Genomic DNA, 16868 nt, shown 5'->3' with positions numbered 1-16868 from the left:
TACAAAACAAGTTATAAAGTCTAATTTTTTTTGAATTCTTTATAAAATATGCAAATATCTTTTAAAGCACATTCATTACATTTAGGTTTTTTAGCAGTACAATGGTATCTTCCAAAGAAAATTAACTGGTGATGAAGTTTTGTCCATCTATTTTCTGGAAACCTCTTCATTAATTTTTTTTCAACTTCTAAAACATTATCCGACTTATTTGCTAAACCAAGTCTTTTTGAAACTCTCTCAACATGTGTGTCAACAGCAATTGCTGGAATATTAAAAGCAATACTCATAACAACATTTGCAGTTTTTCTTCCCACTCCAGGTAATGCTTCTAGACTCTCGCGGTTATTTGGAACAATTCCCCTATGCTTTTCAACAAGTAACTTAGATAACTTAATAATATTTTTACTCTTAACTTTATAGAGTCCAATTCGATTAATTATCATCATCACATCGTCTTCGTTTGCTTCACTTAGTGCGAACGCATCAGGATATTTACTAAAAAGTAAAGGTGTTATATTATTAACAGCTTTATCTGTTGTTTGAGCGCTTAATACTACAGCAATTAATAACTCAAAATCATTTTTATGATTTAATTCTCCTTTAGCATCTGGAAACATTATATCTAATGTATCAAGTATTAGTTTATCTTTATCTTTTTTAATCATTTACAGTTTCTTAAAAATATCATCTAATAGTTTCTCAGTTTGATCATCAATTTTAATATCAGATTCGACATTCATATTAAGAAGTTTTTCAATATAAATAACACTTAAATTCTTTTTTGAGGCATTAATCAATGATAGAATTCTTGAATGACCATAATTAAAACTTTCATACCATATTCTAATTCGATCTAATTCATTGCTTTTTAGCATTCTTCCCATTTTTTCCTCAAATAAAGCAATTGTTTCCGATACATTACTAAAAGTTTGTTCTTTTTTGAGATTGATTTCATCTTGTTCATATAATTTTGTTATTTGGTCAAAGGTACCATCTAAATCATAGACTTCTCTTTCTCTTTTATTACTTGTTTCTAATTTTATTTTCAAAAAGTTTTTTTCCATTAAAGATTCAATTATTTTAGCAATCTCATTTTGATTATAATCAACTTTTTTTGAAATATCATTTAAAGAAAAAATATTCTTTTTAACTGGGAGCGCAAATAAAACAATTAAAACATTTAACTCTTCAATTGTTAAGTTTAATCTTTTATATTCTTTTATAAGGAGTTTTTCAATATTAAAATTATATTCTTCATATATTCTCTTTAAAATCATAATTACCCTTCCTTAATGCTTCCTCTGCAGCTTTTTGCTCAGCTTCTTTTTTAGTTTTACCAAAGCCAGTTCCAAGAATGATATCTTTATCTAACATTACAACTGCTTCAAAACTCTTATTATGAGATGGTCCAGACTCTTTTATTATTTGATAACTAATATTTCTTTTTTCACCACTATGAATTATCTCTTGTAAAATTGATTTATAGTCTTTAATGTTAAATGCTTCATTTAAATTAGGAACAACAATTTTATTAAATAATTTTTTAGACTCTTCTAAACCAACATCAATATAAGTTGCAGCAAAAATAGCCTCTAAACTATCAGCAATCATCGCGTTATTTGCCCCTTTAGATTCTTCACCTTTACCTAATAACAGATATTTATTCAATTCAATTTTATTACTATAAATAACAAGTGCTTCTTCACGAACAGCTTGAGCTCTTTTAATTGTCATTCTTCCTTCAGGTAAATCAGTATTTTCATATAAATAATCACTCATTAAAAGTTCGATCACTGCATCACCTAAAAATTCAAGTCTTTCATTATTTTCAACTTGATTTTCATTCCCATAAGATGAATGTGTCAATGCTGTTTTATAGTACGAAATATCTTTATAATTTATTTCTAACTTTTTTAATAACTCTTGCAACTCAATCACGCTTTCTTAGATAATATTTCTTCAACCGTTTTAATAACGTTACTTTCTACCATACTTCTTGCTTGCCTAATTGCATTAAAGAATGCATAATCATTTGATGATCCATGAGCTTTAATTAAAACATGATTTAATCCAACAACAAGTGCTCCACCAATTTCTGATGCATCAAGAGCTTTTTTGAACTTATATAATGCTTTTTTCATAAATAAAGCGCCTATTTTACTTCTTAATGATGCCTTTATTTCTCTCTTTAATACTTTTCCTAAACCTAGTGCAGTACCTTCCATTGTTTTCATTAAAATATTTCCAGTGAAACCATCAGTCACTAAAATATCAACATCACTTACAAAAACTTCTTTAGGTTCTAAATTACCGACAAAATTAATGTTTGGATTATTTTTCAATAGTTCGTATGCTTCAACTTCAATTTCACGACCTTTTCCTTCTTCAGCACCGATATTAACAAGTGCAACAGTTGGATTTTTACGATTTAAAACTCGTTCAGCAACAATGCTCGCATAAACAGCTAAATCAACTAGATGTTCCGCTTTTAAATCAACATTTGCTCCAGAATCTAATAAAATCTTTCCTCTTCCATCATATGATGGAATAACTGGCGCAATAGCAACCCTTCTCATTTCAGGCATTCTTTTTAATGCTAAATGTCCACCAACAACAACGGCTTGCGTTGGTCCAGCAGTAACAACTGCTTCTGCATTACCATCTGCAACATATTGCATTGCTTTGAAAAGTGATGCTTCTTTATTTCTTCTATATTCTCTTACAGGGTCTTTAACACCCATATCTAAATATGCTTCTGTGTGAATAACTTTTAATCTATCATGAGGTTTTAAAAATGGCTTCATTTTATTTTCATCGCCAAATATTGTTATCTCTAAATCTCTATATTTTTCTAATGCTAATAACGTTCCTTTAACAATTGGTTCTGGAGCAAAATCTCCACCCATTCCATCTACAGCAAGTTTTATCATTTTTCTTTCCTCTCTTACTTCTTGATATTTATAATTATATCATAATTTATTTTTAGTCTTTAGTAATTCTTCCCTCATCATTTTTAAAATTTCATAATCATTAATAAAATCTAGGAATTTAAAATCATTAAATCCTGTTTGTATAACTCCTAATAAATCACCAGGTCCACGAAGTTTCAAATCATAATCACTCAAGATAAATCCATCATCCTCTTTTTCAATTATTTCTAATCTTTCTTCAATATCTCCAGTTGATATTAAATAACATTTACTTTCTAAGTGACCTCTTCCAACTCTTCCTCTTAATTGGTGTAGCTGACTTAATCCAAAAAAGTTTGCTGAAAAAATAACCATAAGTGTTGTCTTTGGTATATCAATTCCTACTTCAATCATTGTAGTTGCTATTAATATCCCACGTTTAGAATTCATAAAGTTTAAGATAGCTTTTTCTTGTTCATCTTTTTTGTTTTTACCATGAGTAATAAAGATTTCTTTATCGCTAAATTTTCCAAGTAATAATTCATAAACATTTTGAATATTATATTTTGCATGTTCTGATTCGATTGCTGGAACAACAACATAAACCTTTTCATTTCTTTCTAATGTTTTTTGAATTTCATCAAAAACAATTGTTAGATCTTTATCAGTAATTGCCTTAGTAATAATCTTTTTCCTTTTTTGAGGTTTCTCTTTAATAACAGATATATCTGCATCTCCAAAAAGTGAAATAGCAAGCGTTCTAGGGATTGGGGTCGCAGTTAAATAAATAAGATCAGCATCAATTGATTTCTTAATTAGTTGATTTCTTGTTTCAACACCAAACTTATGTTGTTCATCAATAACAATTAATCCTAAATTATTAAACTCTACATCATCTTGAATTAACGCATGAGTTCCAATAATAATTTTAATATTCCCATCTTTGATACTATTTTTTATTTCTTCCTTATTTTTTGAATCACTTGTTAGTAATTCAATTCTTAAACCATCATTTAAAAGCCTTTTAAAGCCTTCATAGTGTTGTTTGGCTAACAATTCCGTTGGAGCCATTAAAACTGTTTGAAATCCTGCAGTTACAACTCCATACATAGCAATATTAGCAACAATCGTCTTGCCAGATCCAACATCACCTTGAATAAGTCTATAACCAACTTCACTCTTTTTGAAATCTCCAAAAACATCATTAACTGCTTGTTTCTGATCATTAGTTAATTGGTACGGAATTTTTTCAATAAACGATTTAACTTTTTGTAAATCATATTTTCGTTTTTCTCTTGTTATTCGCTTATTTATTTTATTAACAAATTCTTTTTGAAAAAAATATGCTTCTTCAAATTTAATTCTTCGCTTTGCTAATTCAATTTCATTGTTATTATTTGGAAAATGAAGTTTTTTATACGCTTCATATCTATCAAGTAACTTATACTTCGTTAGAATTGTTTTAGGCATATTTTCATAGATTTCAACTTGATTTTCTTCAAAAATATTGAATAAGATTTTAGAAATTATCGTATCACTCATACCATCAATTTTATATTTAGGTTTAATACTTTCAAAACTATTTTCTTTCATAATTTTATTAACAATTATTTTTTTCTTATAAAAATCATATTTACCTTTAATGTATATATCATCAGTTTTTTTCAAACTATTCATTAAAAATTTTTGGTTAAAAGCTATTACCTTAACAACAGTTTTATTTGTTTCTAAATCAAATGTTATCATATCAACTCTAGAATAAATATTTTTTTCTAAATCACTAATTACTATCCCTTTAATTGTAACAACTTCATTATGTTTACTTGAATCAAGTGTCGTTAGTTCAAATTCATCATATGATGATGGAAAAAAACGGGCTAAATCATAAGTTGACCATATACCGTTTTGTCTAAAAACTTTCTTTAATTTTTCGCCTACACCTTTTACCTTTTCAAGTTTCACAATCATTTTATAACCCTACAAATAGAAATTAGCAAGCACAATTGCCGTAACATTTTCTAAAACAATCGGAATTCTTCTCACAAACGCTGTATCGTGTCTTCCTTTAATTTCTAAATTTTCAATTTTTTTTGTTTCAAAATTAAATGTTTTTTGAGGGATTCTAATACTTGAAGTTGGTTTTACATAAACCTTAAAAACAAGATCATTACCATTAGAAATCCCACCATTTATACCACCAGAGTGGTTTGTTTTAGTTTTACCTTGTCCATCAATAATTAAATCATTATTTATGCTACCTAGACTTGTTACATCAAAGTTATCGCCAAAAAGAATTCCTCTTACCCCAGGTATAGTTATTATTAATTTTGAAATTTCTGCATCAAGTTTATTGAAGTATGGATCACCTAAACCATCAATCATTTTTTCAACTCTAAGTTCAACAATTCCTCCAACAGAATCTCCTTCTTGTTTAATTGTTTCTAAATATTTATCAAGTTTATCCATTTCTTTTAAATTTCCTACTTGAATTAATTTAGAATTAAAACTAAAAGGTAATAACTGTTTTGCAATTGCCCCAGCAATAACTAGTAATGTGGTTAGTCTTCCTGAAAAAAAACCTCCACCACGATAATCGTTATAGCCATTATACTTCTTATAAGCAACAAAATCAGCATGACCAGGACGTGGATGTTTATAAAGATTTGAATAATCTTTTGAGATGATATTTTCGTTTGGAACAACAATATGAAGCGGTCCTCCGGTAGTTATACCATTAAATAGTCCGTTAGTAATCATAAACTCATCTTTTTCAATTCGTGGCGTTGTTCCAATAGAAGTTGGCATACGTTTCTTTAAATCATTATTTATCAATTCTGAATTAATCGTAATTCCTGCTTTTAATCCATCAATTATAAGTCCCATTGTTTCCTCATGCGAGGCTCCATAAATTGTTATTTTAAATTTATTTCCATAACTAAACATTTTCAATCAACTCCTTTATTTCATTAACAATTCTTTTGTTAATTTTTACTTCATTTCCCCATTTTTTTGATGCGTATAATGCTTGAACAATTAACATTATTAATCCATTATATGAGTCTTTTGTATAACTCATAAGTTTAGTTTCTCTAGGATTATATGTTAAATCAATGATTATTTTATTATTTACATATTCACTTGAAATAGGTGATTCATTAATATTAGGAAATGTTCCAATTGGCGTAGCATTAATGATAATATCAAAATCATATTTAGGAAATTCAGCATATGAAATTGTTAAGTTATCTTTTCTCGTTCTTGAAATATAATAAACATCGCTTGTATATTTTTTAAGATAATAATGGATAACTTTTGCTGCACCGCCTGTACCTAAAATAGCAATTCTTTTATTTTTAATGTCGATATTGTAATAACTTATTAAATACTTAAATCCATAATAATCAGTATTATCACCATAAAGTTTATTGTTTTTGTAATATATAGTGTTTACTGCACCAGTCTTTTTAGATATTAAAGATAGTTCATCAAGATACTTTATAATAGTTTCTTTATATGGTTTAGTAACATTAAAGCCTTGATAAAACTTGTTTTTCAAATATTTTTCTAAGCTTTCTTCTTTTATATCAATTAGTTCATAATTAACTTCAAATCCAAAATATTTAGCGATTACTCTATGTAACTCCGAAGATTTACTATAAGAGATATTATTCCCTAATAATCCATAATTATTCATTTTGAAGATCCTTAGAAATTGAGAATAATTCTTTCATAAATCTTTCATAATAAAAGACTGTATCTTTATCATCATATTTTTCTTTCAATCTTAAAAGAATTTCATTTTCACGTTTAGAATCGTAAATCGGCAGATTTTTTTCTTTTTTATATTCTCCAATTTTCCTTGCAACTGCTAATCTTTTTTTAAAAAGATCTTGCATTAAAGTATCAATTTCATCAATTTCTTTTCTTAATTCATTAATCATTTTTTACTATGCCTCCAATATTTTTAATATCTTCAAAAAAGCAAGGATATGATTTTTCAACCACAGTATAATCATTTAAAATAACTTCATTTTCAGAACATAATCCATATACAGCAAGTGCCATTGCTATCCTATGATCATTATAAGTGTCAAAAACTTGATTACCTTTAAAGGATTTAACACCCGTTATAAATAACTCTTCTTCCTGGATATTAAAGATTACTCCCTGTTTTTCAAGATTATTTTTAATTGCTTGTAAACGATCTGATTCTTTAATCTTTAATCTAGATATGTTTTTAAAGACCGTAACACTATCAATACTTGAAGCTAGAACCATCAAGATTGGTCCTAAATCAGGAATATTCATCAAATCAATTACTGGAGCATTTAATGTTTCATGTTTATAAATTGTTAGTTTATTTCCATTAAAACTATATTTAACACCCATTTTTTTAATTATATTAAGAATTTCTTTATCTCCTTGAAGTGATTTTTCACTCAAATTATTAATTGTAAATTCTATGTTTTTTAGTATTGCTAGAACAATAAAAAATGCTGCTGCTGAATAATCTCCTTCAATTTCAGTATCAATAGCCTGATAATTTTGATTACCTTTAATAATAAATTCATTTCTATTAATCTCTATCTTAATACCTGTTTTATCTAAAACATCTAGTGTTAAATCAATATAACTTTTTGATGCAAGATGATTTTTAATAATAATCTTAGAATCACCATTTACTAATGGCAAAGCAAATAATAAACCGCTTATAAATTGAGAACTAATGCTACCATCAATCTCATATACCCCAGATTTTAGTGGACCGCTAACTTTCAGTTGATTGTTTAGTTTAGTTAATTTATATTGATATTTATTTGCTATATCATTATAGATAGTTAATGGTCTAACAGATAGTCCTTCTTGCATTTTAATACTTGATTCATTACTAAAAAGCCATAATAAAGGTATTATAAAACGTAAGGTTGAGCCAGATTCATAAACATCTAAGGTTTTATCGGTTGGGTTTAAACCATTACTTCTAACTAAATAATTAATATCATCTTTTGAACTTATATCAACACACAAGTTTTTTAGTACGTTGATTGTTGCATCTAAATCTTTTGATTTTAGAACGTTTGTTATTTTACTTTCGCCCTTTGCAAGTGATGCAGCTATTAAATATCGATGAGAAAGTGATTTAGAAGAAACAATATTAACATCACCTTTTATTTCACTTGGATAAATTATAATTCTGCTCATAAATCTTCACTCTTCATTCTAACAATTTTAGGTTTTCCTATTTCTTCAAGAAAAATAAAATCAATACCATCAGACTCATTCTTCTTATCATAAAAAACATCTTTTTTATAGATATCATACTCAAGTATTTCAGTTTCAATTAATTTTCTAGTTTTCAAAACATTAAGTAAATCATCATAGATAAATCTATTTGTAATGTTATGTTTTTCACCTATTTTTAGTGCTACAAGCATTCCATAACTAATGGCTTCTCCATGTTTATAAACAGAGTAGTTAGCTGTTTTTTCAATAGCATGTCCAAAAGTATGCCCAAAGTTTAGGACTCTTCTTTCTTTTAAATCATAAGGATCAATTTCAACTATTAGTTTTTTATACTCAATAGTCTTTTTTATTTCTAAGATATCAAGTTTTTCTTTATATTTAATAATCTCGTATAATTCTTTATTAGATAGTAAAGCCATTTTAATTGCTTCTGCCATACCATTATTATATTCACGGCTGTTTAATGTATCTAGAAATTTAGTATCGATTAAAACAAGAATTGGATTATAGAAACTGCCTAACAAGTTTTTTCCATATTCAGTATCAATTGCTGTTTTACCACCAATACTACTATCGATTTGTGAAAGTAATGTCGTAGGAATTTGGACATATTTTATTCCTCTAAAAATTGTTGATGCTACAAAACCACCTAAATCACCAACAACTCCACCACCTAATGCGATGATTAAGTTATTTTTTTGAATTTTATTTTGAAAAAGTTTATTAACAACTTCTTGATATGAATCAAAGTTTTTTCCTTTTGAAATAACAAAAAATAGTTCAAAATCTTTCAAACTATTTTTTAAAGTTTCAAAATATAAATCATAAACTATTTGATCCGTAATAACAAAGATTTTTCTACCTTGATACACTTCTTTTATTTTTTCATTAAAAGACGATATTTCATCACTTGTTAGAAAAATATTATAATTACTAGTTTCAATTATCATCTTTATTCACCGATTCAATATATGGTTTTAAAAAATTAATTTTATCCATCATTTTTTTAAATTTTTCTGGTTTAAGAGATTGCATTCCATCACTAAGCGCTTTTTCAGGATTATTATGAACTTCAACCATTAATCCGTTCGCTCCAATCGTTAAAGAAGCCAATGATAATCGTTCAACCATTTCCCAATTTCCTGATGCATGTGAAGGATCAATGATAACTGGTAAGTCAGTTAGTTTTTCAAGAGTTAAAACGGATGCAATATCTAATGTATTTCTAGTTTTATTATCAAAAGTTCTAATTCCTCTTTCACATAATATTACTTTATCATTTCCACCAGCTTTTATATATTCAGCTGCAAGTAAAAACTCATCAATAGTTGCTGCCATACCTCTTTTTAATAAAATTGGTTTTCTAGTTTTACCTAGTTCTCTAAGTAGAAAATAATTATCCATATTTCTAGCGCCAACTTGAATAATATCAACATACTCATTAAATAAATCAAGATACTTTTCACTTGGAATTTCAGTAATAATTGGCATTTCTAATTCTTTACCTATTTTGCTTAGTATTTTTATACCTTCTTCTTCCAAGCCTTGAAAACTATATGGTGATGTTCTTGGCTTAAATGCACCACCTCTTAGGATATTTGCTCCAGCACTTTTAATCTCTTTAGCAATTTCATATGTTTGTTCATATGATTCAACAGAACATGGACCTGCAATTATTATAAAATCTTTTCCAACACTTATTTTATCAGTAATTTTTATTTCTTTTTTTATCATTTAAATTTCACCACTTTGTAAAAAGTCCTTGGAGATCAAGGACTATTATTATTTTTTAGTATTTAATTTCATCAAGCAAAATGTATCCAAGTCCTAATGCTTTTGGTCCAGTATGAGCACCAACAACTGGAGTTAAATAAGTCGATATGATTTCTCTGTTTGGATAAACTTTTTTAATTTCTTCTGTAACATATTTCACTGCTGCATCATTATGTGCATGTGAAATATAAGTTAAAACATTCTTATCTTTTGTTTCTTCAAAATATTTTTCTAAAACTCTATTTAATGCTTTTGGTGTTGTTTTTATTTTCTCTAATGTTTGAACTTTACCAGTTTCATCAATTGTCAATAATGGTTTAATTTTCAGCAATGTTCCAAGTGTTCCTTGAAGTTTTGTCAATCGACCATTTTTAACAAGATATTTTAATGTATCAACAGCGAAATACCATTTATTATTTGATCTTATTTGTTCTAAAACTTTTATAACTTGATCCATTGTATACCCTTTTTCAAACAAACGATGTGCTTCTAAAGCCTGATATGCTTCAGCATAAGCAATTGTTCTTGAATCAAAAACCGTGATTTTAATATTTGCACTTTTTGCTTGATTTAAAAGTGCCTCATATAATCCGCTTAATGGCTTAGCTATAGTAATTATCAAAGCTTCCTCATATCCATTTTTTTCTAAATCTTCAAAAATCTCTTGCATTCTTCCTATTGAAACATATGACGTCTTTGGAACATCATTTGGATTTTCATCAATTCTTTCATAAAATGTTTTAGCATCCATTTCAACAAAATCATCATATGTTTCTTCTGTCCCAAAATGGATAACTGAACGAAGGATTTGAATATCTTTTGGATAATCTAAATAGTCCAGTCCAGCATTACTACAAACTAATACTGCTTTTTTTATACTCATTTTTCTCTAACCTTTCTTGTTGCTACTTATTTTTGTTCTTTAAGTGAGTCTCTAATTTCTCTTAATAATAATATTTCTTCTGAAATTGGTGCTGGTTCTTCTGCTTTAGCTTTTTCTTCTGCTGCAATTTTTGCCGCTTCTTCTTGTGCAAGTTTTTCTTCAAATTGTCTTCTTCTAATAACTAAAGTTAGTACTGAATAAATTGAAAACGCAATAATTAAAAATTCCAATATAACTGAAATAAAATTACCGTATGCGATTGCAACTGCAGGTTTTGTAATTACATCATTTTCAATAACTGCTTCTTTTAATACAATTGTTAAATCAGCAAAATCTACACCACCTATTAACAATCCAACTGGTGGCATAATAATATCTTTAACTAATGAATTCACGATTTTACCAAATGCACCACCAATAATAACCCCAACTGCTAAGTCAATTACATTACCTTTCATTACAAAATCTTTAAAACCCTTGAAAAAGCCTTTTGTCTTTTTCTTTCTATCTAATTGCTTATCTTTTTTACTCATCTTTCTCACCTCTCTTTTTTGTATTATTGTTATTCTTATTTTACTAAATTTTAATTGTTTTGTCATCTAATTCAATTATTTATGATAAGGATGGTTTTTAATAATACTATATGCTCTAAAAACTTGTTCAACCAAAAATAATTGCATAAGCTGATGAGGAAATGTCATTCTTGAAAATGATAATTTAAGATTGGACTTTTCAGAAACACTTGAATCTAGTCCATACGAGCCACCAATTATAAAAACAATATCACCTTGATTAACATTTTCTATTTCATTGATTTTTTCTGCAAATTCTTCACTAGAATAATTATTACCTTTTATTTCTAAAGTAATCACATAATCAGTATCTTTAATTTGCTTTAAAATACTTAACGCTTCTTTCTTTATACCATCAATATTAGGCTCATCTTTTAAAGTAATAATTTCAGTTTTCCTTGGTATTTGTTTCAAATAATAATTAATCATTTTATTTAAATTATCATTTTTTACTTTACCAACCGTAATAATTTTAATCATAACTTTATTTTCTCCAATGTTTGCTGAGATGTATATTTAATAATTAGTTTTGTTGGATCATCAAAAACTTTAACAATCGTTTTTTCAATTTCTAAAACTGTATTACAATCTTCTGAGATATGTGCTACTGCCCAAATAACTTGGTTTCTTTCGCTAATAAAGTTATTAACTAGCCATGCTGCCTCTTGATTTGATAAATGTCCTTTTTCACTAACTATTCTTCGCTTTAAATGAAATGGTCTTGAAGACTTCATCAATAGTTCTGTAGAATGATTTGCTTCCAATATATATAAATCAGCATTTTTTAATATTCCGAAATATGCCTCATCGATGTAACCTGTATCAGTTGCTAAAACAACCTTTTTCAAGTCATTTTCAATTATAAATCCAACTGGTTCGTTTGCATCATGAGAAACTAAAAAAGGAGTTACTAATAGATTATTTTCAAGTTTGAAACTTTCTTCAGAATTAATTATTTCATAGTTTATCAATGTTTCCTTAACATCATCCGATAAACCTTGATAAGTTCCCAGTGTAAGATAAACTTTTATATTATTATTTTTCTTTAATAAGGTTTTTAAACCCTTTGTATGATCATGATGTTCATGTGTTAATAGCAGTGTGTCAATATCATCTACGTTAATTCCCTGTTCGTTAAGTTTATTAGATAATATAAGAAAACTTATTCCAACATCAATTAAAATATGTTTACCTTCATTGGTAATGCTTAAAGCATTACCTTTTGATCCACTTGCAAGAATTATTACTTCCACGTTATCACCCATTAGTATTCTACCATAATTATTATGTATAATTGCTAAATATCTTGAAAATGGTTGCGAAAAATGAAAAATTATGCTATATTTATATATGCTTGTATGAAATAAATAAAGGAGTGAAATTTAACTATGATCCAAGTAAAGCATATCAAAAAAATTACTAGCTTTTTCCTAGTTTTAGTTACTGCATTAGTGCTTGTAGCTTGTACGAAAAAAGATAGTGTGCCTTATGGAAATATTAACAATGATACTTATTTATCTGTAGGGGATGTTAATGTCACAAATAAAGAATTATACGATAATTTGCGTAAACAAAGTTCTTCGACTTTAACAAACATAATTAATAAAGAATTATTTAAAGGGTATACTGAAAGTGCTAATGGTCTTTTAGACAGCACAGGAGAGAAATCAGAATGGGCTAAAAAGTTGTTTGATGAATTAGTAAACCAAGCAATCTTCTCATCAACTGATGTTGATAGCATTAAGAAAAATACTGATGCTAATATTGAAATAGCAATCAGAAAATTTGTTGATTCAGTTTATAGTTCAGATGCTAGTGTTGATCGTACAGCACTTACAACAGCATTAACTGACAAATTAAATAAAACTGAAGAATCATTTGCTAGCGAATATCATTCAATTCCTGCACTTCGTAGTAGATACTCAATTGAAATTGGTAAGAGACTATATGCAGAATCTATTTTAAAAGGTGCTGATAAGAATGGTGAAGTTTATGATGAAGACAATGATAACTATGTTGCTGATACTAATGTAATTTCTCATTATGAAACTAATGTTAGAGGACAACATGATACTAATGTATTCTTCTTCTATTTCTTAACACTTAACGAAGCTAATGCTGCTTTAAGAAGTAAGAGCATTAAAATTGATGGTCGTGGTAACTGGTATATAGTTCCTGATATTAGAGATAAAGCTGCAATGGTTGAATTAATCAATTCAGGTGAAACTGCTAAAAAAGAATATGTAGTTGAAACTGCTAAAAAAGCTGGGGTTGATGTAAACAAAGCTACTGAAGCTGATTATAGTGTTCGTGAAGGTGCTTTCAAAGATTACTATGATGCATATTCACCTTCATCAAACAGAGATACTGCAATAGTTGACACTGAAGTTCTAACTACTATGATTGAGTTATACAATATTGTAAACGAAAACAATAAGTTAAGTACTACTATTGAAGAACAAGATGGTAAAAACGTTATTAAATATGTAAACGGTGATGTTTATCAAACAATATATACATATAAAGACTTAAACACTTTAAGTTCAAGTTTTAGAAGTTATATTTATGATACATTAAGTACTGAAAAACCTTATTCAAACTTAAGATCAGTAAGTAACTTCCGTTATTTAGCATACAAATTAAATCCTGATGCTTCTTATATTGACTTAGTTGATGAAGAAAAAGACTCTGATGGAAATAAACAATGGTACACAATTGATAAATTAGTTGAAAAATATACAGTAGAAGAAATTAAAGCTGCATATCCTGAAGCTGTTACAACTGATACTGTTAACAAAGAAAAACTTACTGAATTAATTAATGCACAAAAAGATGAATGGAAAAACAAAGTTATTGATGATAAACTTACTGCTTCTTATACTTCAGCAAAAGTAACTGAATTACAAAAAGATTTAAAAGTTGAAATCTATGATAACTTAATTAGAACATTCTATAACAATAGTGCTTCTGAAGATGCTAAAGCTAAAGGTAAAGCTAAATCTGGTGAACTAGTTGCTAAAGTAACTGGGAAATTTGATGATAAAGATATTTCATTTGAAGTTAAAGCTGATGCTTTATTTGCAGAATTAGTAAAAGCTTATGGAGTAAGTGGTGCATTTGATTTAGCCGTTAACGAAATACTTGCTGCTAAATATGAAAATGAACATATTGATAAAGATACTTATAAAGGATTTGAAAAAGAATTTAGAACATTAATTACTAACTTCTCAAACGATCAATTTGCAAGTGCAGGATATCCAGCATCAATTGGCCGTGAAGCATTCTTATTATTAGTATTTGGTGCTAAAGATAATAAAGAAGCTATTAGAAATGGTTATGTATTACCAAAATTAAGAGAAGTATTTACTGCTGATTTAGAAGCACAAAGTAAATTATTATCTGGAACTGATAATAATACTGATTTTGTTTTTGAAAAACTATATGAATATGTTGAAAAACAATATACACAAGATTTTGGAATAACTGTAAGTCACTTATTAGTTTACTTTGATCAAAATGGTGATGGTACTCCTGATGATCCAAATGAAGTATTCGAAAAAATGAGTGAAACTGAAGTTGCTGAAGTAAAAGCTGCTATTGTTCAATTATATAAAGATGTTTCATATCATTTACAAAATAAAGCAACAATTACTTCTGGATTAACTGAAATTGCTGCTCAATTCCAAGAAGCTGTTAGAATCCCTGTTCTTGCTCCACTTAATGAAGTTAAACCATGGGTTACTGACGATGCTAATTCAAAATCATTAGAATATTATAGAAACTTAGGATTAAATCTTAAATACGAAGCAATTAGTTCAGCTATAACAAATGTTTCAAATTTACCAACTAATTCTTCTACTCTTGATACAGTATTCTATGATCGTGCTGTTCATCTACATGATTTAATTGTTAAAGAACGTGAAGATGCTAAAGAAGCTAAAGAGGAACTAATTGATGGTGGTCTTCCATACTTTGATTTTGGTGGTGGTTCATGGAATTCAATTACAGAACATGATACATTAACAACTGATTTCTTATCTGCTAAAAATGGTGATAAACCTGGTATTATGTCAAGCTTCGGTTTCCACTTCATTCTAGCAACAAACATTAGTGAAAAAACAAGTGCTAAATATGAAGCACCAAGTAACTATGGTGAAGAAGGATTTGACTATGATAAAGATGATTATACAATTACTATTGATGGTACACGTTATAATGCATACAATGAAAATGAAAAATTATCATTAGATCAAATTAAATATTCTGTACTTGGTAAAAAAGAAGACTTAGGTATCTTAATTCCAACTGCTGTTCAAAGTGCATTAACTAAATACTTTGATCCTGTTAATACATTGTATTCAAACACTTATATGCAAAGTGCAATATTATTCAAATTATTATCATCTGAAGGTATTACTTGGAGTTCAGTTGCTGAAATATCTACTGCTCAACAAGCTGCATTCGCTAATATCAAAGATATAAATCGTAATCAATTCTATACATACTTACAAGGTAATGCTAATTACGAAGAATTATATGCTAACTGGTTTGAAACATTCAAGGTAAATTAAGAATTTCACTTTATATATAAAATAGTATTCAATAAAGAAGGTTGATTTTAAATCAGCCTTTTTTTGTATATTTACTTTAGAACAAATATATAAATAAAAAAACCTAGAGAATTAACTCTAGGTCATTAAATCATTGTAGATTATTATTATTTTTTACTTGCCGCTTCAGCTAATGCTAAGAATGATTCTGGTTTTAATGAAGCTCCACCTACTAATGCTCCATCAATATCTGATGTACTTAATAGTTCAACAACATTTTCAGGTTTAACAGATCCACCATATAGAATTCTTATACGATCAGCAACATCTTTACCATATAATCCTTCAACAACTTTTCTAATTGCTACAATTGTTTCATTTGCTTGTTGTGGAGTGGCAGTTTTACCAGTTCCAATTGCCCAAATTGGTTCATAAGCAATAACTGTTTTTAAAGCATCTTCTTTACTTATATCTTTATATGCTTTAACAACTTGTTCACCAACAACTTTGTCAGTAGTTCCGTTTTCTCTAATTGATAATTCTTCACCAACACAAACTATCGGAACAATATCACTTTCAATTGCTTTTTTAGTTTTTAAATTTACTGTTTCATCTGTTTCATTATAATATGCTCTTCTTTCACTATGTCCAAGAACAACATACTCAACACCGATATTTTTAATCATACCAGCTGATATTTCACCTGTATAAGCACCTTCATCTAGGTAGTGCATATTTTGTGCACCAACTCTTAAATTATCGCCTTGACGTTTAACTAAATCTCTCAAGTAAACAGCAGGAGCACAAACAACAGTTTCAACAAGTTCACTACTTGGTAATTTTTCATTTATTTGATAGATAAAAGCTAAAGCTTCATCTCTATTCTTATACATTTTCCAATTTCCAGCCATAATAGGTTTTCTTTTCATATAATTCA

The 16868-nt window shown here is 27.9% G+C and carries 17 protein-coding genes; 1 reads left to right on the top strand and 16 read right to left on the bottom strand.

Annotated elements, in window-relative coordinates:
- Positions 1 to 20: 20 nt before the first annotated feature.
- From nth to EXC62_RS03465, 15 genes are all read right to left on the bottom strand, one after another.
- Positions 21 to 665: an endonuclease III gene (nth, locus tag EXC62_RS03530; protein ID WP_026390479.1), complete on the bottom strand. Its 645-nt coding sequence runs from the start codon at positions 663 to 665 to the stop codon at positions 21 to 23.
- On the bottom strand, positions 666 to 1277 hold the full coding sequence (locus EXC62_RS03525) for a DnaD domain protein (protein ID WP_052589875.1): 612 nt from the start codon (positions 1275 to 1277) through the stop codon (positions 666 to 668).
- Complete coding sequence (gene rnc, locus EXC62_RS03520; protein WP_332307596.1) at positions 1255 to 1938, bottom strand: ribonuclease III; 684 nt, start codon at positions 1936 to 1938, stop codon at positions 1255 to 1257. Before rnc ends, EXC62_RS03525 begins: the two co-directional genes overlap by 23 nt.
- Entirely contained in the window at positions 1935 to 2930 is a 996-nt protein-coding gene (plsX, locus tag EXC62_RS08820; protein WP_162140195.1) for a phosphate acyltransferase PlsX, read from the bottom strand. Before plsX ends, rnc begins: the two co-directional genes overlap by 4 nt.
- Before the next feature lie 39 nt (positions 2931 to 2969).
- Entirely contained in the window at positions 2970 to 4877 is a 1908-nt protein-coding gene (locus EXC62_RS08815; protein ID WP_162140194.1) for an ATP-dependent DNA helicase RecG, read from the bottom strand.
- Between the two features lie 9 nt (positions 4878 to 4886).
- Complete coding sequence (locus EXC62_RS03510; RefSeq protein ID WP_026390476.1) at positions 4887 to 5852, bottom strand: chorismate synthase; 966 nt, start codon at positions 5850 to 5852, stop codon at positions 4887 to 4889.
- The gene (locus EXC62_RS03505; protein WP_026390475.1) at positions 5845 to 6603 is read right to left on the bottom strand and encodes a shikimate dehydrogenase family protein; all 759 of its coding nucleotides are present in this window, start codon (positions 6601 to 6603) and stop codon (positions 5845 to 5847) included. Before EXC62_RS03505 ends, EXC62_RS03510 begins: the two co-directional genes overlap by 8 nt.
- Positions 6596 to 6850 (bottom strand): chorismate mutase, encoded by a 255-nt coding sequence (locus tag EXC62_RS03500; RefSeq protein ID WP_026390474.1) that lies wholly within the window; start codon positions 6848 to 6850, stop codon positions 6596 to 6598. Before EXC62_RS03500 ends, EXC62_RS03505 begins: the two co-directional genes overlap by 8 nt.
- Positions 6843 to 8111, bottom strand: a complete 1269-nt coding sequence (gene aroA / locus EXC62_RS03495) for a 3-phosphoshikimate 1-carboxyvinyltransferase (protein ID WP_026390473.1) — start codon at positions 8109 to 8111, stop codon at positions 6843 to 6845. The genes EXC62_RS03500 and aroA overlap by 8 nt, the downstream gene beginning before the upstream one ends.
- On the bottom strand, positions 8108 to 9103 hold the full coding sequence (aroB, locus tag EXC62_RS03490; protein WP_162140193.1) for a 3-dehydroquinate synthase: 996 nt from the start codon (positions 9101 to 9103) through the stop codon (positions 8108 to 8110). Before aroB ends, aroA begins: the two co-directional genes overlap by 4 nt.
- A complete protein-coding gene (gene aroF, locus EXC62_RS03485; RefSeq protein ID WP_162140192.1) occupies positions 9093 to 9887 on the bottom strand; it encodes a 3-deoxy-7-phosphoheptulonate synthase in 795 nt (264 codons plus the stop codon). The genes aroB and aroF overlap by 11 nt, the downstream gene beginning before the upstream one ends.
- A gap of 55 nt (positions 9888 to 9942) precedes the next feature.
- Entirely contained in the window at positions 9943 to 10809 is an 867-nt protein-coding gene (locus EXC62_RS03480; protein ID WP_026390471.1) for a DegV family protein, read from the bottom strand.
- Between the two features lie 26 nt (positions 10810 to 10835).
- Positions 10836 to 11342, bottom strand: a complete 507-nt coding sequence (gene mscL / locus EXC62_RS03475) for a large-conductance mechanosensitive channel protein MscL (RefSeq protein WP_052589868.1) — start codon at positions 11340 to 11342, stop codon at positions 10836 to 10838.
- Positions 11343 to 11417: 75 nt separating this feature from the next.
- Positions 11418 to 11861 (bottom strand): 23S rRNA (pseudouridine(1915)-N(3))-methyltransferase RlmH, encoded by a 444-nt coding sequence (locus EXC62_RS03470; protein ID WP_035375706.1) that lies wholly within the window; start codon positions 11859 to 11861, stop codon positions 11418 to 11420.
- Positions 11858 to 12646, bottom strand: coding sequence for an MBL fold metallo-hydrolase (locus EXC62_RS03465; protein ID WP_162849132.1), 789 nt, complete (start codon positions 12644 to 12646; stop codon positions 11858 to 11860). Before EXC62_RS03465 ends, EXC62_RS03470 begins: the two co-directional genes overlap by 4 nt.
- A gap of 123 nt (positions 12647 to 12769) precedes the next feature.
- Between EXC62_RS03465 and EXC62_RS03460 the strand changes: the two genes are divergently transcribed.
- Positions 12770 to 15952 (top strand): hypothetical protein, encoded by a 3183-nt coding sequence (locus EXC62_RS03460; protein WP_026390468.1) that lies wholly within the window; start codon positions 12770 to 12772, stop codon positions 15950 to 15952.
- A 146-nt stretch (positions 15953 to 16098) separates the two neighbouring features.
- Here EXC62_RS03460 and tpiA read toward each other — a convergent pair whose 3' ends face one another.
- Positions 16099 to 16860 carry a triose-phosphate isomerase gene (tpiA, locus tag EXC62_RS03455; RefSeq protein ID WP_035375705.1) on the bottom strand — a complete coding sequence of 254 codons (762 nt, stop codon included), beginning with the start codon at positions 16858 to 16860 and terminating at the stop codon, positions 16099 to 16101.
- Positions 16861 to 16868 lie beyond the last annotated feature (8 nt).

It is taken from the genome of Haploplasma axanthum (assembly GCF_900660745.1).
Lineage (GTDB): Bacteria > Bacillota_I > Bacilli_A > Acholeplasmatales > Acholeplasmataceae > Haploplasma > Haploplasma axanthum.
The sequence above is the reverse complement of the archived record's forward strand: the minus strand, read 5'-3'. Positions and strand labels throughout refer to the sequence as shown.